The organism is Pseudomonas kitaguniensis, assembly GCF_009296165.1.
GTDB lineage: Bacteria > Pseudomonadota > Gammaproteobacteria > Pseudomonadales > Pseudomonadaceae > Aquipseudomonas > Aquipseudomonas kitaguniensis.
Genome location: NZ_VUAZ01000043.1, coordinates 1 through 16,732, shown reverse-complemented (window position 1 = coordinate 16,732; position 16,732 = coordinate 1). Strand labels below are relative to the sequence as shown.

Below are 16,732 nucleotides of genomic sequence, written 5' to 3'. Positions count from 1 at the left end.
GCGGATGTTGTTAGCGGAGGTACAAAGGGCACAATTCCTGAGAATATGAGCCCTACAGGTGCGGGACGAAGTGGAGCTTTTAATGAAGCTAAACGTCAATCAGGCATTCCCACAAGCCAGCAACCTAGCCGGACCCTACCAAATGTCGATAAACGGGGTAATCCTCAGCCGGGGAAAATTTATGAGTTCGAGGTTCCAGCTTCAGGTGGGGGTCTCAAAACGGTAAGGATCCGTGATGATGCAGGAGGTCACGATTTCGGTTCAGGTAATTCCCAAAATCGTGGGTCCCACTTTAACGATGAAACTGGAAATCACTATGACTATTGATACTCAAGTCGTGAGTACGCCTGATATTTCAATTACTAACGATGTGATTAATCCCCATTGGGCGAGTGATGATTTTAGATCAGTATTGTCAGCAGCTAGTTTTTTAGTCGCTGATGCGTCAAATGCGTCACTTGTAGGTGTGCTGAGTTTTATTTATAGTCTGATTGATAAAAAACTACCCGGGTATGATGTTTGGTTACTCCTAGGTAACTCTGCTTGGCAGCCAGATACTCGAATTGTACGCTATCGAAAATTGTGGGGGGCGCTGAAGTTTCGAGGAAGTGAAATTTCGGGTGGTAGTGACTCGCAAGAATCTGTCGTAGAGGCTTATGAGAAGTTAAAGTTTTTCGGTGCTGTACGTCTTTCAGAACTATCTATTGCGACTGTCATTGATGTAATTATTGAAGAGCGCTGTTCATATATTGCCGCAACACCCAAGACTTTTGAATTTAAACGCATTCTTGATGTTGGGTGGTCTGGAAGTGTGGCTGAAGATTTTAGTCTTTTTTGTCACGTCTGCGAAGAAAATGGATTGCTTTTTAAACAGGTCGGTGAGTTTGATGATCATGAGTGGGGTTTTATATCTATCGGGTTGCTAGAAATCATTGAGAAATTATTGAGTTAAAATGGAGCAGAAGAAACTGGAGGGTTAACTTGCGCTACCAGAATCAATGACTATTGAGGAACTTGATACTGAGTTTGCAGAGTTGTTAGATGGGCTCGCCCTACAAATAATTAGTAATAAATGCTTTATAAAGTTATTGTCGGATTTAAGTGAAAGGCAGTGGCATACCTATAGGGTCTTAAATGTCTGCACCCAGGGGCGAATTTACAATTGCCTGATGTCTGCATGGAATGGTTATGATCTAGAGCTAATTGAAAATGTTGTTAGCGTTATGGTGAGGTTGGGTCTTGAAAGAATAAATATATTTCTAAGGTCTTGCACGCCAAAGATGTGTCGCCGGAATTTTTTGGTGAGATTTCACTCGCTCTTTCTGAGTTGGGCGATTCAGTGACAGATCCATACAGCGGTCTGCGTTAGAAGAAAAATAGGCTTCAGTACACGATTAATGCAAAGACAAATGTTGGTTCGCTGTGCCTATTTCTCACGCTCAAATCGCGGCACCAGGCCGCCCGGGCTGTTACTCAGGAAGGATCGGCATTGAGCCTCCGACTGATGACGTCCAGCAAATCACACCCATCGCGCAGCGGAATAGCCAGCAAATGGGCGAAGTCTTGAAGCACCACAGCATCGCTGCTGAGTTGCTCGCGGAAAGCCAGATTTTCCAGCAGTTGAGTGACTGCCCGAATTCTGAACACAGCGGCATCGTGGAGGACGTCGAGGGGCGCTTTGGTGTCGATGAGCAGTGCGGGGACGGTGCAGTCGTGGCCCGTGAGGGGCATGTATTGGTTCATTTGAAACCTCGTTTAGATGGTATGAGAGCCATCACCTGTTCGTCGCCAAACGAATTGGGTGGCAGCCGTACGCAGGTTGGCGAACCGGAAACGAGAAACCGGCAGACCCGAAGGTCTCCCGCGCACAGCCGCCATAACAGCGACTCTGCAGGTGCAAAAAAGCCTGCAAAAAAACGCAGAACGTTTTTGCACTCGTTATCGGGTCGCCAAACCCGTTCGCCCTATTTGGGCGACGGCCGGACTATAAGCCCCGCGCCCAAACCCACGCAAGGCATCAAACTACTGGCCCAATCACAATGCCCCTGTCTTCTCGCCTATCGCCGCAAAATCAGCGGCAGGCCATGTTCTGCATTTGAAGGCGCGGCAGTCTCTTGGCCAGTCGCCTTGCATCAGGCAAACACCGCCACCGTTTGCCGCCCTCTCAGTACCAGCGTTCCCGCTTCGCTCCACACTTCCATATCTTGCAGCGAATAGCCGCCAGCGGCCTGCTGACTAGACGACTTTAATAAAAACCAGCCACCGGCCTCGGGCGCGCTGACGATATCGAATGTCCACGAAACCGTACTCAGCGGCACGGGCTCCGTCAAAACCGTCACCGCAGCCGGTGGCAACGCATCCGCTAGAGCGATTAACGCCACCAGTGGGTCAACACCCTCCGCGTCGAGATGCTTTACCCACACCTGCAGTTCGGGATGATTTGCTCCGGAAAATGGCGCCGCACTGCCAGCGGCGGGCCTCATGTCAACGTTGTAAACGCAGGGCGGCGCCTGCTGCCTTTCGAACGCTGACGCCATCTGTCGAAAAAGCTTGAGAACCCGTAGCAACCCCGTAAAGTGCCGGGATTATTTAAAGCACGATACTTATCAGGGATGAATTCAGGCATGCGCGCGTTCGCTATGTTGCTCGCCTTCTGCCTCACGGCGGGCTGCGCCTCCAAGCCGGACGACTGCATTCGCTCGGCGCCAGCCACCATTTCCAAGACTGTTATTGACTCGCTCGACACCTTCCTGGTGACCGTGGCGGGCAAGAACGAGCGCTTTTTGTCGGATGACACCTTTCGCCAGCAACTGGGTATTGATCGGGTCAATCGTCTGTTGTTTGCCAAGCTCTACGCCACCAACAAAGAAGAGGGCGATTACCCGCTGGAGGTGGCCCTTATCTAAGCGCCGCGCACTCACGACGCCCAAGGCGGCCTGATGACGGCCGTCGTTGATGCCTTACCCCACATCCCGTCCCGCTGGGCTTACCTGCGGGCGACTGATTTCTTACTCTAGGAGCACCGCGTGAAAACACTTTGCAAAATCCTGCTGTCGGGCATTACCGCCGCAGCGCTGCTGACCGTCGCCGGTTGCGCCACCGAGAGCAACCGCGCCATGCCGGTGGAGCAAGTCGCCAGCGCCAACGTCGCCTATTCCGGCGTGCGCGTACCGATTGCCGTCGGCAAGTTCGACAACCGCTCCAGTTACATGCGCGGCATTTTCTCCGATGGCGTTGACCGCCTCGGCGGCCAGGCCAAGACCATCCTCATCACCCACTTGCAGCAGACCAACCGCTTCAGCGTGTTGGACCGAGACAACATGGGCGAAATCTCCCAAGAGGCTTCCATCAAAGGCGCCGTGCAGAAGCTCAAGGGTGCGGATTACATCGTGACCGGCGATGTGACGGAGTTTGGCCGCAAAGAGACAGGAGACCGCCAGCTGTTCGGTATCCTCGGCCGTGGCAAGACTCAGGTCGCTTACGCCAAAGTTGCGTTGAATATCGTCAACATCAGCACTTCTGAAGTGGTGTATTCCACCCAAGGCGCGGGCGAATACGCGCTGTCCAATCGCGAAGTCATCGGCTTCGGCGGCACTGCCAGCTACGACTCCACCCTCAATGGCAAGGTGCTTGACCTGGCCATGCGCGAAGCGATCAACCGCTTGGTCGACGGCATCAACGCCGGCGCCTGGAACCCGCGCAACTGATCAGCGACACCCCAAGGAGCAGTACACGGATGAGCAAGGCAATAAAGTTGGCGCTTATGCTGACAGCAATCGCGACGGTCGCCGGGTGCCAAACGGCGCCCCAACCCCTGTATCAGTGGGAAAGCTACCAGCCGCAGGTTTACGACTACTTCAAGGGCGAGCCCAAGGAAGCACAGGTGGAAGCACTGGAGCGCGACTTGCAAAAGATCAACGCCAGTGGCCGCAAGGCTCCGCCGGGTTACCACGCCCAATTGGCCTGCTGTACATGAACATGGGCAAGGATGATCAGATGGTGCAGGAATTGCGCACTGAGAAGGCGTTGTTCCCTGAGTCCGCCGCGTACATGGACTTTTTGCTGAAAAACGCCAAGACCGGAGTCGCCACTAAATGAGCCTGTTAAAACTCACTGGCGCGCTGTTGGCGCTGGCTTTGCTCGGCGGTTGTGCTGCCCCCAAAACCATCGACTACACCGCCTATAAGCAAGCTCGCCCGAAGTCGATTTTGGTACTGCCGCCGCTTAATGAGTCGCCGGAAGTTCAAGCGTCCTACAGCCTGGTGTCTCAGGTGACGTACCCGTTGGCGGAAGCAGGCTACTACGTGATGCCGATTGCCTTGGTTGACGAAACGTTCCGCCAAAACGGCCTGATCACCGCCAACGATATCCAGGCGGTGGCACCGGCCAAGCTGCATGACATCTTTGGTGCGGATGCGGCGTTGTACATCACCGTCAGCGAGTACGGCACCAAGTACATGCTGATCACCAGCGACACCTCCGTGACGGCGTCGGCCAAACTGGTCGACCTGCGCACCGGCACCACCCTGTGGACCGGATCGGCGCGGGCTTCCAGCGAAGAGGGCAATAACAACGGCGGCGGCCTGGTGGGTATGCTGATAACAGCGGCGGTCAAGCAAGTGATCAACAGCTCCACTGATGCAGCGCATCCGATTGCTGGCATCACCAGTGCGCGCCTACTGTCGGCGGGGCAGCGTACGGGGATTTTGTATGGCCCGCGTAACCCCAAGTACGGTACTGACTAAGTTGCCTGTTCAGCCGTGACAACGTCCTTGCTGGTCCTCAAACCAGCAACGGCATCGCGCTTCGCGGTCAAATCGATGGCGATGAAGTAGCGGCCGCTCTGCGGGTTGAAGCTGACGTTGGTATCGCCAATGCGACCGGTGAACGCCTCAGCAAGGATGAGGCGTGTATTGGCCTCTCTCTTGTAAACAGTATCGCCCCCTCTGCCCGACTGCCGTTTCAGTGAAGTTTAAGTTTGCCATGTCAGCCATGAAAGGATTGCTGTGATGCCGTGCGCACAAAACGGTGTTGGAATAACTTTCCAAAGTTCGAAATGTATCTGCATGAATCCTTTTTGGCGTTTTATTCATTATTAAAGTGTTTAATTTCGAACGCGCACGCGGTTAGATTTCCATCGATCACGCTCGCCGCTGCTGGACCTGCGTCAGCCGGATGAATAAAACGTTGTAATCAGCTGCGCTTAACCCGAACCGCTGAAGCCTGGCGTCTTACCATATGAGCGGATTATTCACTCATGAGGTTAAGCCAATATCCTGGCCTTTTTTGCGCATTCACTGTGTTGTCGCACAGCTTTGCGGTGACCTGGTTCACTCGCGAACAGCGCCGGGGCGACGTAGGAAACCAGCCGTGACCACAAAAGGAGTTCGCCCCTTACATGGCCGTTCCACATGATTCCCCCAGCGACGAGTCGCTGCTTTCCCGCTACCGGGCCGGTGATGCTGCTGCGTTCGAGGTTTTGTACGCGCGGCACCGCCAGGGCCTGTATCGGTTTCTGTTGTCGCTGAGCAACAAGGTTGAACTGGCCGAAGAGGTTTACCAGGAGACCTGGCTCAGCCTGATCCGCAGCGCCACTCAGCCACAGGGCCGGGCGAGTTTTCGTACGTGGCTGTTTCAGATTGCCCGCAACCGGCTGATCGATCACTGGCGCAAGCACGGCCTACACAACCCGTTGCACGACAGCTACGACGAGCAACTGCACGCCCAGCCCGACGCCAGCGCCGGCCCTGAGCAGCTACTGAGCCTGAGCCGCGACCAGGCTCGCCTCGATGCCGCGTTGCAAGACTTGCCCGAAGACCAGCGCGAAGTCTTCCTGTTGCGCCTGCACGGTGACCTTGAAGTGCCGCAAATCGCCACGCTCACCGGCGCCCCGCTGGAAACCGTAAAAAGCCGCCTGCGTTACGCCCAGCAGAAACTGCGCCGCCTGCTGGCCGAGGAGATGCCCGCATGACCGACTCCCGACATACCCCGGACCCCGACGACCTGCTCGTCACCCATTTTCGTCAACACGGCAGCGGCGAACCGCCTGCGTCCCTCGACGCGTTCATCCTCAACGCCGCCCGCCGCGAAGCGCCAGCGCCGCAGCCGAGCCTGTGGCAACGCTGGCTTCTGGCCTGCCGTCGACCGCGCTGGCAAATGGCATTTGCCACCGTCGCAGGCGTAGCGCTGATGGTTGGCATGCTGACACGCTCGCCGGTGCCGCAACCGGAGCTGGCCACTGCGACTTTCTCCGCGCCAATGGCCCGGCTGGCCGTCGCACCCCACGTGAACGGTGCGCCGGCTAACGCGGAAATCGCCGCGTCGTTGGCGGATCAGCCCGCGGCAGCACTCAGCAAGCGCGCCCCGGTGGCATCGCCATCGCTGGAGGAGGGCTTGCAGCAAATTGTGAGCCTGCGCCGGGCTGGGCAAACCAAAGCGGCGGATGAAAAGCTGCTGGCGCTGCACCAGCGCTTTCCCAACGAAGACCTGCCGGCGCGGTTGGAAGCGTTGAAGCGCTGAGGCGGCGAGCCAGGCACAAAAAAGCCCCCGCACCGGATGCCGGTGCGGGGGCTGTTTTAGCGGCGGGTATCAGTGTTCCATCACTGCGCGGCTTGCCTACAGTTTGAAGCGCGAAACCACCGTGCGCATCTCTGCGGCCAACAGCGAAAGCTCTTCAGCCGTGATGGCGTTGTCTTCCACGCCCTCCATCAGCACGACGCTGCCGTTACGAATTTCAGTCACATTGCGGTTGATGTCTTCAGACACGGCGTGCTGCTGAACCGCCGCACTCGCAATCTGCGTGTTCATCCCGACAATCTGCTCAACCCCATCGTTGATAGCATCCAGGCTGTTCGACGCCTGGTCGGCGGACGCAATACATTCCTGCGCACGTTGCTCGCCCGCTTTCATTTGTTCCACGGCTGCCGACGTCGCCACCTGAAGCTCCTGGATAATCCGGCGGATTTCTTCCGTGGAGTTCTGCGTGCGCGAGGCCAGGGTTCGAACTTCGTCAGCCACCACGGCAAACCCGCGACCTTGCTCACCGGCTCGCGCCGCTTCAATCGCAGCGTTCAGTGCGAGCAAGTTGGTTTGGTCGGCGATGTTGCGAATCACCTCAATCACGCCGCCGATCTGCTGGCTGTGCAGTGCAAGCGCCGAGACCTTCTGCGCGCTCAGTTGCACTTCGTTGGCCAGCGCCTCAATGGTCACGCGCGTCTCTTGCATCATCGCAAGCCCGGTGTTGGATGCCTGGCGCGCATGCTCGGCGGCATGCGCTGCGCCTTCGGTGTTTTGCGCGACGTCCGCGACGCTGGCGGTCATTTCGTTGATGGCCGTTGCGACTTGCTCGGTTTCCTGTTGCTGAACATTCATCGAGTGCTTGGCGCGATCGATCGACAAACCCATGCGCGTGGAGGCGTCGGACACCGAACGCGAACTGCGCTCGACCTGTGAAAGCGAATCGGCGAAGGCCTGAACCATCAGATTGAGGCTGGTACTCACGTCGGCCATCTCGTCTCTGCCCTGCACCGTGAGGCGCGTCGTCAGGTCGCCCTGAGCGATCAGCCGCGCGGCGTTGAGCACTGCGTTGATGGTGCTGCGCATGGCGCTGTAGATACCGCTGAACGCATACGCCAGCAGCAAGCCCATAAAGGCAAACATGCCCAGGATCAGCGACCGCTCAGAGGTTTTCTCATGGCTGCGTTGGTCCAGCGTGTCCATCAGAGCAGCTTGCAAAAGGTCCTGCGCCTTGTACAGCTCGGCAACCACGGCGTTGCCCTTGGGCAGCAAGTTCTGTACGCCGCTCAGGGTGTCGCTCGTTGAGCCCACCATGGCCTCAAGGTCGCTGCGGAAACTGTCGAGGTCGCGTAACGCATTAGTCACCGGTGCCTGGATTTTATCGGCGAGTACAGGCTCTTTACGACGAAGCAGGTTAAGACTCTGTTGCAGTTGCAGGCGGATCAGTTGCTCTTGCTTGAGCAACGACTGGATAACCAAGCGGTTGCCATCGCCCAACGGTTGCCCGTCACGCAGGCCGCTGGTCATGCCGCGCAGTTGCCCGACAATGTTGATCTGGCGCGGCAACCTCAAGGTACTTTGATCGATCATGAACAGCGATGCGAAATCCTCATCCAGCACCATCCCGGACGTGGCAGAGACGAAATAGACGAAATTCAATGTTTCCGTCAGTTGATCATTCCATTCGTCGAACATCTTCGCCTGGTTGGCATTGCCTTTGGCCTGCTCAATCAGTTTTTGTGCACCTGCCCGTAAACGCTGCACGCGATCACCGGTTTCCAGTTGCACATTAAATTGCCTGTCAATGGTCGCCAGTTTGGAAAAAGCCTCATCAAGCTTTGCCTGGTTGGCAGACAGGTCGGCTTGAGCGGTCTGGTCACCACTCAGCAACCGGTTAGTCAGCGCCCGCTGCAGCATGGACAAGCGCAGTACCGGCGTCACCTCCATCAGGTAGCGCTGGCCAAGCTGCTCCGAACTGATATTTTCAAGGCTGTCGTTGAGTTGATGGATGATGCGCCAGCCCAGCAACACCAGCGGGATCAGGACGATGATAGCCAGTAGGCCGAACTTGGTGGGGAAGCGTAGGCGGTTAGCCAGGTTTACGGCAGGAGTAAGGATGTTCATGGTTCTCACAGGCCCGGAATGGGACGGTTTGTTTGTGTTTTTGGGGTGAGAACGGTCCATTTTCTCGAGGTTGCCTGGCTCTTTTCGGCTTTCTCGGCTTTTCAACGTTTGAACGAAATTAAACATTTCATTTAGCGTGTCGGCGTTGATGCTAAATACTTTATAAAAAGTTGTACAAATTTATATTTTTGTATAAGAAAGGATCTTTTCGAGAGCGGTGATGTCGCAATGGCATCACGCGTGGAGGCGGTGTGCAGGGGCCTTGGGGATGGGATGCTCTGCAGATCTCAAGCTATCGCACATTCGTCCGATAATCTGAGGGTACGGTCACTGCCAGCGTTGACAGCCCGACCTTTGGGAATGGAACGCCTGGTGGGACTACCCCCCGAGCACGTAAAGGATTGCGAATGCGTACCCTGTTTAAAATTTGGCTGTCTGTGTTGCTATTCGGCCTGTTTTTTTACCTTCCCCTGTATGTTATTTCGAACAATGCAATCAGCGCTGTCGAAGAACTTACGCCTAAAGATCTGATCCCGCTAACTGGCACTACCGCGCAAGACCCAGAGCGCAAAGAGCGGCTGTTGGCAAGCATGGGGATAGATACAAGCAGAGAACTTGAGGACGCGCTTGAGGACAATAAGTTGCTGTCCAACGTGGACATCCGCTACGTCGAGTCTGAGCAAGCCCACAAAATTTTTGCGGCAACAGGCATGAAGGTAGTTGAAGCCCGTGCAGAACTCGCGGGTGGAAAACACATCGCCCTGTTGTTTTCTGTAGCACCCAAACATTTTTTACGCAGTTGGGCCACCGTCACAGGGTTACTCGGTGTTCAGGTATCGGATGGGCAACACACGATCAACCTGGTCGACGGCCCTGCTGACGAAACCTATATTTGGATGCTGTTCGAAAAATCGGGCAAAGGCGGGGCTGAGTCCATACAGCGTCTGACCAACCGTTTTGACTTGGCTGTGGCCGGTATTAACGAGCGTGAGCGCGCAAAAAATGCCGCTGCCACAACGCCAACACAGACACTTGAAAGCCACACCGTCGCGGGCAACCCAAGCGCAGACAAAATCGTGATCTTTCAATATGAGGGTCAACCTGCCTATTGCGCTGATGAGGGGCAGGACGGTCCCAACTGTCACGGTGACGCATCCGCATTCATCGGCCAAGGCACTTATAAAGACTATATGGATGAAGGCAGCGCGCTGTGCATTGCGGGCGAAGCCGGTTGCGTACTCCCTGACTACTTTCCTGCCGACGTGCGGGGCTAAACGGAGCTGGCCGTTATGAGCCCAGCACATTGAATGTGACAGGGATATTCATTCTCGGGTTGCCAGACAGGAGATCGTCTAAATGTTAGTTCACCGCGCGACTGCGCTGTTATTGCTGTTACTTGCCAGCCATTCGATGGCCGCCAGTTTTGACTGCACTAAAGCTGGCAATTTTGCCGAAAAAGAAATTTGCCGTGATGGCTACCTGTCAGGCGTCGATAACATCCTTGCGGGGCGCTACAAGGCAGCCCTGAGCGCCACCGATCAGCCAGATGAGCTTCGCCAATCCCAGCGTGACTGGCTTGTTATTCGCGACCAATGCACCACACAGAAATGCCTGGATCAAACATTGGGTGCGCGTATCAAAGCACTTGAAAACATTAAAAGCGCCGAAACAGGCAAGAAACTGGAGGCTGAGCGGCAACAGCAAATGGCCAAATCTTACGCTGAAGAAGCTGAAAGAACGCGCCGCGAAAACCAAGCTTACATAGCCCAAGAGCAGGCTTCTCAACAACGCCGACAGGCCGCGCAACAGCAGGCTGCTAATGCTCAGCCGACACCCCGTCAGACAGCCCCGCAGCCGCCAGCAAGTCAGGCGCCACAGAAAGAATCGCTATGGCAGCAGGCAGGCAACGTCGCATGGAAATGCGCGTTGCTGGCAGCAATCCTGGCGTCCTGCTGGGCGGTGTTACGCCATCATCGGGAAGAGGCAACTATCTATAATGACTACACCGACGCCGCAATTACCAATGGGTTGCCAATCACCGGCTTGCTCATTGGCCTTGTTTGCGGCTGGTTGGGAATGCCCAAAGAAGTGTACCAAGTGTCAGTGGCCACCGGCGTGCTGCTGGCAGTCGTGTATGCCGTGTATGCCTCGGTGAAAACCAACCAAGGCGGCGTCAATATCGTACTGACCGTGATTGCCAAGCTGACCTTGGTGTCGGTGTTCTACATCGTCATGGGGCTGTTAATCCTTTCGTTGTTGGGCACCGCCCGCAGAAAAGGTGAGTCGCTGACGCAGGCAGAGGCGCGACAACGCAGAGAAGCCAGGCAAAGCAGAGCCCACATAGTCGCAGCGTCATCGGGCTACAGCCTTTTAACGGCATGGCTGTGCCGTAGAGGTGAGTTCACGCCATTGTCTGAATGCCTGGAGTTTGGCCCGGTGCCGCAGGCTGTTTGAGGGGGTATGCAGAGTGCGTGGCGCGGAGGACGAGCGCTGCCGCTGGTTCATTCTGCGCAGCGATGGCTAGGGCGTGGGGGAGCGGTTGCTTCGAGAGATGGATAGCCGGAAACAAGAAAGCCCGCATAGGGCGGGCTTATTGGGGTGTTTCGTAGACTGTCTGAGACAGCCCGAAACCACTAACTATATGGCCCGGCGTCGTTTGAACTGGGCGGTTAGGCTGCCGTATTTACTGGGTCTCGTACGTTGTGTGTCGGTTAGGCATACACGTGGGCATACATGGCCCTTTCTGCTGCGACTGGATTTACGCCTTTGGTGGGAGCTTTTCCATCTCAGGAGGACGTTGTTTCAGCTCCGTCTCACGGATTACGCGGCCAGTCGTACCATCAAGCTTAAATAGGATCCTGCCCACGAGTAGAAACGTACTTTTGCTGTCCGCCAGGATCAAATGGCCTACCAGGCGTTCGCCCTTGTCGGTTACCACGGTATCCACAGCTTCGAGGTCCCCGGCAGTTTGTAACTGGGTATACCTTTTAAAATCTGCAAGCCCCGCCCCCCTACCTTGTTGAACTCCTGCGCCAGGAGCGAAGAACGCCATAAACATGGCAATCCCTATCCATGCTGCAAGTCCAATCACTACGTTGGCCTTGGGCCTCCTCGTTATAACCGCAACAAAGAGCGCAGCAATTGCCACAAATGCGAATGCCAGGAGGCTGGGTCCTACGATGGGCCATTGTTCCGCAGCGTCCAATGCACCAGAGAACAGACTGGTGTACCCATGCAGAAGCAGTGTGGATGTGCCCAGTGATAGCTCGTTCTGGTCGATACCGAACTGCTGAAATCTGCCGGATAGGAGCGAGTACCCGTAGATCACCAGCGCGGCTTGCGATGCTAGCGCTCCAAATGTAATCAGTTTGAAGGCCAGGTCTGTATTGGTTTTCGCCTCCTTGGCAACTGGGTCATTTAACTTCTCGTGATGTGCAGGGGCTGAGGAAGCAGTGACCTGGATAGGTGTAAGCAGCTCTACCCTCAGCGGTTTGTCTCTGCGCCAGAACATTGTGTTTCCTACTCCAGTGGGTGACCGGAGAAAATACCCCCGAATCTGGTGGGAGGGTAGGTCTGATATGTCGCCGGGGACCCTGGAGCATTCTTGAAGGTACGGGGCATGAAACCCGCGGGATCGTGGTAGCGGCAGCCGCACCAGCTTACTGAAATTTCAACGTTGAAATTGAAAGGATCTTGAAAAGAAAAGGGCATCCTTACCGGATCTGTAACGGTCATGGGTTTCGTTCAGGATAGTGAACGATTGGCCCGGTCAACTCGGTCAACCAGTCAACTAACTTTGGAGCCCAGCCACTAACGAGATCCGGCGGGTTCTATGCCCCGCGTTTATCCGAAATGCCCAGGGTCCCCAGCGGTTTTCCGATTCATAGGGCAAATGCACTGATGAACAGCAGTTCACCTGGTTCACCTGTTCACTAAGCTGGGCATCTTTCCGCTGATACGATCACGCGGGTTTCCTACCCCGTGACAAACCAACATGCGCAGGGACCCCGCTGTCTAATCAAAGCCAAGAACATGATCGATCTCCTTTCGCTGGAGGAGCAATACTGATGGGGCTAGGGGGGTACCCTAATAAAACCGTGTTACGGGTGTTACGGGTGTTACGATATTTTTTAAGTATATGTTTTTAAATGATTTATTTTGCGTTACACAGCTGTGTTTCGTTTGCCGATAGACGTGTTACAGGGCAAATAGGTGTTACATCAAGAACTGCTCTGCGAGGAGCGGCTTATGATGATCGGACTACAGTCTTTAGCTTAGAAGGGCTGCTACCGGCCAAAAGCGGACTTTGATGGCGTGTTCGCTCAAGATAGCCTACGCAAGCTGGTACTGGCAGAATGCATCCACGTTTTGACAAGGACAGGTCCTATGCAAGTTACCAAGCAGTCGTCCCCCAGCTGGCACGCTTCACCCAGGTGCGAAACAATCCGCTTCGTCTGTCGTCACCGATAGTCCTGGCGATCGGGCCGTTTTCGCCGCGGAAGGCATCTGAATATGTAGCCAAGAGCTAGAAAACATTACAAACAGCAGGCTCTTGCATCACTACACGACACCAAGCCAGCATCACCCGCTAACTGGAGGGAATCATCGATGAACAACCTAATTCCAAAACCACAAATGCAGCTAGTTGATCCACAAGCACAGATGATCGTTGAGGTCCTGCAAAGCATTGGGCTCCCACATGACAATATTATTGCGTCCGCTGAAGACAGAGCCATTATTGGGCATAGCTTGCTGGCACTTATCGAGTCACTTCCTCCCGAAGCGAAGCAAGGAGCTAGATATCTCTCAAAATTTGTGGTGGGCGCAGGATTCGGTCTTTTCGATTACTCCCTCAATGCGATCTGGAATGAAGTAGTCCTAGACCTTCACAAAAAAGTCGTAGCTTACGGTCTTGATATATTCTACGACGCAGCTATTGGCGGGAAAAACAGAGAGTTTTATCAAACAGAGGAGGATCTTCGCTCCGTAAAAGATTCAACCCTACTTGATACCTGTCGTAAGCTTGAACTAATCAGCGAGACCACATCAAAAAAATTAAAGCATATGCTCGATATGCGAAATGACATAGGTATCTCGCACCCCACTAATTACACCATCAATGCTTACGAACTATTAGGCTGGCTAACAAACTGCATCAAAGACGTCCTGAAAGACCGACCTACAGAGTCTGCACTACAGGTTCAGGCATTTATTCAAAATTTACGCAGCTATACGCAACCATTAGACGCCGCCAATCTTGCAGGAATAACTGGAAAAATCAACGAGCTCGCTTCTCACCACTGCGGGAACGTACTGAGAACAATGTTTGGGATATACGTCGCTCAGGATACGGATCCACAGGTCCGAAAAAACATTTCACTTTTATCTGTATCTGTTTGGCAAGCGAGCAATGACGATTTCAAATACCGCTTAGGCTTAACATTAGAAGGATATAATACAAATCTTCACAAGGATAAATATGATCTCGGTGCTCAGTTTTTCCAAGTCGTCGACGGTAATGCCTTCCGCTCCAACGCAGAGCGGGCAATAATAGTTGATGGTTTGGTCGATACATTGCTAGAAAAACATCATGCTTGGGATAACTATCATCATGAAGCACCCGTAGCTGCCGAAATCATGTCGTATATCCACAACCAGCAAGATATCCTGCAAAACTTTGGCCCTAAACTCATAAAAACTTTTCTCATGTGCCGTATCGGAAATGGGCGAGCCTATTACAACGGAGTTTCACCAAGAGGTGCAGGGTATTACGACCAGCTTCTTGTTTTATTAGGCGACACGTGGGCTCCATCAGCACTGGTCGCTTTAACCTCCTACGAAATACAGCTTCGGCTAAGCCAAGAAGTTTGCAGAAAACAAGCATGCATCGCGCTAGAAAAGCTAAAATCAGGTGTAGTCAATCAGCGATTACTTGAATGCATCGACTTCCTCATCGCCAATCTGCCTGGTAATGGCAAAGCTCCACTTGATAGCCGGTTCAAGCAGCTGAGTGCGGGATACCTAACTTGGTCATAATGCTGTGTCATAAAAACAGCGCACTCACCTCGATAAAGCAATTTCAAGCGTCTCAACACATCGATTGTGCTTTCGAATCACCGGGAAAAACCTCTCAATCCATTGAAAACTGGTGCGAGAGGATTTTTTCCACCAGCACATGCGGGCTCCGATTTGGCATGGGTTGGTCTTGCCATAACTGCTTAACGACCGAATCTGTTCTACCTCTCTGATGACCGAACATCGCAACACTGCGTCTGAAGTGATCATAAGTTCATCGCCCGTTTTTGGCCGTGATCTGTCACTGTGCTAGGTGACTTTCTCGCCGTGAACATGGGGGGCTTGGACAAGATGACGGCCATTTACTACTGTCACCTCTTGAAAAGGTGATCTCTGCCAACGAACGCGTTCAAGGAGGGGCTAATGAAGTCAGCCATTGCGGCAGCTACGATCCTGCTTGCTGCCAGCGTGCAAGCACAAGACTGGGGAAGATTCTCGGAACCACTGAACGTGGAGCTTTTGAACGAGAAAAACCATGCCAGGCTCTTGATAGACTTCACATACAAGGGGCCGGGGCCGGAGGAACTTTTCTGGTTGGCGCCTAAGGACACTATCACTGACGGAGCTTCGATCCCTCGCGTTGCTTGGAGTGTAATAGGGGCGCCGTTCGAAGGTCAGTATCGAAAAGCCGCCATCATTCATGATGTCGCATGTGTGGAACGAACCAGGGATTGGCGAGCCACACATCGGGCGTTCTATACCGCCATGCGGGCTGCTGGGGTGGGTGAAACTCAGGCAAAGATCATGTACGCAGCGGTGTACCATTTCGGCCCTAGATGGGCAGAGCCGAAAAGCATAATGCTACCTCGCACTGAGGCGGCGTTGATTGCGCCGAAGCTGGAAAAGCTGAAAGCAGAACTTCCTGTTGGTATGGAGGCTGTTCTCGCAAGCGACGGCAGGCTCGTTTCGAGGACAATTTCAACAGGTTTGCTGAAGCGCGAGAAGGTGGAAGAAGTTGTAGGTGCGGTCTTCGAGGTACGTGTGGTCCAACCCTCATCATCAGAGGCTGAGTTCCAGCGGATGAAGGCTACGATTGAACAGAAGAACCTGAGTCTCGCAGAGATCGAAGATATCCAAGTCGCCGAACTGAGCGAAATCAGATAGCGTGGACCTGTGACGCTATGCATCGACGTTGTCCATTTATAGTTAGGCGCTAAATATGATCGAGTCCTATTACTGGCGCGCAGAGCTTAGAAATGATCTCATTTGGCTCCGTAAGAAACGTAAGTACAAACGCTGGTCTGAAAAACAGCATGTTCTCTATGAGAGACAACTGATGATAGTTGCTTTCCAGGTTCGCTCGCTCCTGGAACGACCAAAAGTAAATGATCAAGCCCGCGGAACTTGCCTCCCAGTACTACGTTACAAAAAGATCGGAAATCGACCGTTTACTATCACGGGTGCGGGCTGGCCTGAAGAACGATTCGAAATGGAGCATCCGGAGCCTCATACCCTCTCTGCACTTGAGGTGTGCAACCAGCTAATTCATTACTACTGGATGCAAACAATTACTGAAGGTACATCCTTTGCGTCGATGCTAGTTTTCTCAGACTATCAGCGGCATAAATGGGCATATGAGATTAGAATCGACGCTCTTTTGAATTTCTTTGGTGTATTCTGTGAAGATTCATCTGCGATAACTAGCGCCTCATTTAAGTGGTGCGACAAAAAGCAGGATTACTTACTGGTGGAAGCAAGCGGTCCTGGGTAACAATAGCCTAACAAATAGTTTAAGCCGTTCGCTTCACTTAACGGGGCAGCCTGGAGCCCGTTCCTAAACGATCTCGTCTTGGCAGGCGATAGTTATTTGCTTTGCGCTCGTTTTTGCCTCTGTTGACCGGCCGCTTCTGGCCGATTCTGTTGAAAAAGCCGGACGCGGTTCTCAGGGCAGAAAAGTAAGCGCGTGAGATTGAAATCTTAAATGGTCGCACAAGTATTCGGACAAAGATTTCAACGTAGCCGCGACGAAAAACAGGCTCCTACAAACGCTCAGATTCCGGGCAATCCGGGAGAACCG

Annotated in this window: 16 protein-coding genes and 1 pseudogene; 13 read left to right on the top strand and 4 right to left on the bottom strand. The window is 53.8% G+C overall.

Annotation, left to right across the window (positions count from 1 at the left end; genetic code table 11):
- Together F0169_RS08610 and F0169_RS08605 are read left to right on the top strand one after the other, a co-directional pair.
- The coding region (locus F0169_RS08610; protein ID WP_206670174.1) for an HNH/endonuclease VII fold putative polymorphic toxin at positions 1 to 327 on the top strand (327 nt) is incomplete at its 5' end.
- The gene (locus tag F0169_RS08605; protein WP_241679078.1) at positions 317 to 952 is read left to right on the top strand and encodes a hypothetical protein; all 636 of its coding nucleotides are present in this window, start codon (positions 317 to 319) and stop codon (positions 950 to 952) included. The genes F0169_RS08610 and F0169_RS08605, both read left to right, overlap by 11 nt.
- Positions 953 to 1,473: 521 nt before the next feature.
- Here the strand turns inward: F0169_RS08605 and F0169_RS08600 are convergent.
- Complete coding sequence (locus F0169_RS08600) at positions 1,474 to 1,731, bottom strand: hypothetical protein (RefSeq protein WP_058413019.1); 258 nt, start codon at positions 1,729 to 1,731, stop codon at positions 1,474 to 1,476.
- 401 nt (positions 1,732 to 2,132) lie between these two features.
- The gene (locus F0169_RS08595; protein WP_152746248.1) at positions 2,133 to 2,537 is read right to left on the bottom strand and encodes a thioesterase family protein; all 405 of its coding nucleotides are present in this window, start codon (positions 2,535 to 2,537) and stop codon (positions 2,133 to 2,135) included.
- 87 nt (positions 2,538 to 2,624) lie between these two features.
- Between F0169_RS08595 and F0169_RS08590 the strand changes: the two genes are divergently transcribed.
- The 6 genes and pseudogenes from F0169_RS08590 to F0169_RS08565 all read left to right on the top strand — a co-directional run bounded on the left by F0169_RS08590 (position 2,625) and on the right by F0169_RS08565 (position 6,519).
- Entirely contained in the window at positions 2,625 to 2,906 is a 282-nt protein-coding gene (locus F0169_RS08590) for a hypothetical protein (RefSeq protein ID WP_152746247.1), read from the top strand.
- Positions 2,907 to 3,026: 120 nt separating this feature from the next.
- Positions 3,027 to 3,707: a CsgG/HfaB family protein gene (locus F0169_RS08585; protein ID WP_172979375.1), complete on the top strand. Its 681-nt coding sequence runs from the start codon at positions 3,027 to 3,029 to the stop codon at positions 3,705 to 3,707.
- Between the two features lie 29 nt (positions 3,708 to 3,736).
- Positions 3,737 to 4,098: pseudogene (locus tag F0169_RS08580) on the top strand (DUF4810 domain-containing protein).
- Positions 4,095 to 4,745: a DUF799 domain-containing protein gene (locus F0169_RS08575; protein WP_152746246.1), complete on the top strand. Its 651-nt coding sequence runs from the start codon at positions 4,095 to 4,097 to the stop codon at positions 4,743 to 4,745. Before F0169_RS08580 ends, F0169_RS08575 begins: the two are co-directional and overlap by 4 nt.
- Before the next feature lie 653 nt (positions 4,746 to 5,398).
- Positions 5,399 to 5,971 (top strand): RNA polymerase sigma factor, encoded by a 573-nt coding sequence (locus F0169_RS08570; protein WP_152746245.1) that lies wholly within the window; start codon positions 5,399 to 5,401, stop codon positions 5,969 to 5,971.
- Entirely contained in the window at positions 5,968 to 6,519 is a 552-nt protein-coding gene (locus tag F0169_RS08565; RefSeq protein WP_152746244.1) for a hypothetical protein, read from the top strand. Before F0169_RS08570 ends, F0169_RS08565 begins: the two co-directional genes overlap by 4 nt.
- A 96-nt stretch (positions 6,520 to 6,615) precedes the next feature.
- Here the strand turns inward: F0169_RS08565 and F0169_RS08560 are convergent, their stop codons facing one another.
- On the bottom strand, positions 6,616 to 8,640 hold the full coding sequence (locus F0169_RS08560) for a methyl-accepting chemotaxis protein (protein WP_122250115.1): 2,025 nt from the start codon (positions 8,638 to 8,640) through the stop codon (positions 6,616 to 6,618).
- 407 nt (positions 8,641 to 9,047) lie between these two features.
- Between F0169_RS08560 and F0169_RS08555 the strand changes: the two genes are divergently transcribed.
- Together F0169_RS08555 and F0169_RS08550 are read left to right on the top strand one after the other, a co-directional pair.
- Positions 9,048 to 9,914, top strand: coding sequence for a hypothetical protein (locus tag F0169_RS08555; RefSeq protein WP_152746243.1), 867 nt, complete (start codon positions 9,048 to 9,050; stop codon positions 9,912 to 9,914).
- Positions 9,915 to 9,996: 82 nt separating this feature from the next.
- Positions 9,997 to 11,094 carry a lysozyme inhibitor LprI family protein gene (locus tag F0169_RS08550; RefSeq protein WP_152746242.1) on the top strand — a complete coding sequence of 366 codons (1,098 nt, stop codon included), beginning with the start codon at positions 9,997 to 9,999 and terminating at the stop codon, positions 11,092 to 11,094.
- Between the two features lie 304 nt (positions 11,095 to 11,398).
- On the opposite strand, the gene F0169_RS08545 is transcribed toward F0169_RS08550, so the two are convergent.
- Positions 11,399 to 12,151: a hypothetical protein gene (locus tag F0169_RS08545; RefSeq protein ID WP_152746241.1), complete on the bottom strand. Its 753-nt coding sequence runs from the start codon at positions 12,149 to 12,151 to the stop codon at positions 11,399 to 11,401.
- A 1,097-nt stretch (positions 12,152 to 13,248) separates the two neighbouring features.
- Here F0169_RS08545 and F0169_RS08540 point away from each other — a divergent pair.
- The 3 genes from F0169_RS08540 (at position 13,249) to F0169_RS27770 (ending at position 16,426) form a co-directional block, all read left to right on the top strand.
- The gene (locus F0169_RS08540; protein WP_152746240.1) at positions 13,249 to 14,676 is read left to right on the top strand and encodes a hypothetical protein; all 1,428 of its coding nucleotides are present in this window, start codon (positions 13,249 to 13,251) and stop codon (positions 14,674 to 14,676) included.
- Between the two features lie 402 nt (positions 14,677 to 15,078).
- Positions 15,079 to 15,819, top strand: a complete 741-nt coding sequence (locus F0169_RS08535; protein ID WP_024072729.1) for a DUF1353 domain-containing protein — start codon at positions 15,079 to 15,081, stop codon at positions 15,817 to 15,819.
- A 55-nt stretch (positions 15,820 to 15,874) separates the two neighbouring features.
- Positions 15,875 to 16,426, top strand: coding sequence for a hypothetical protein (locus tag F0169_RS27770; protein WP_241679077.1), 552 nt, complete (start codon positions 15,875 to 15,877; stop codon positions 16,424 to 16,426).
- The last annotated feature ends 306 nt before the right edge of the window (positions 16,427 to 16,732 follow it).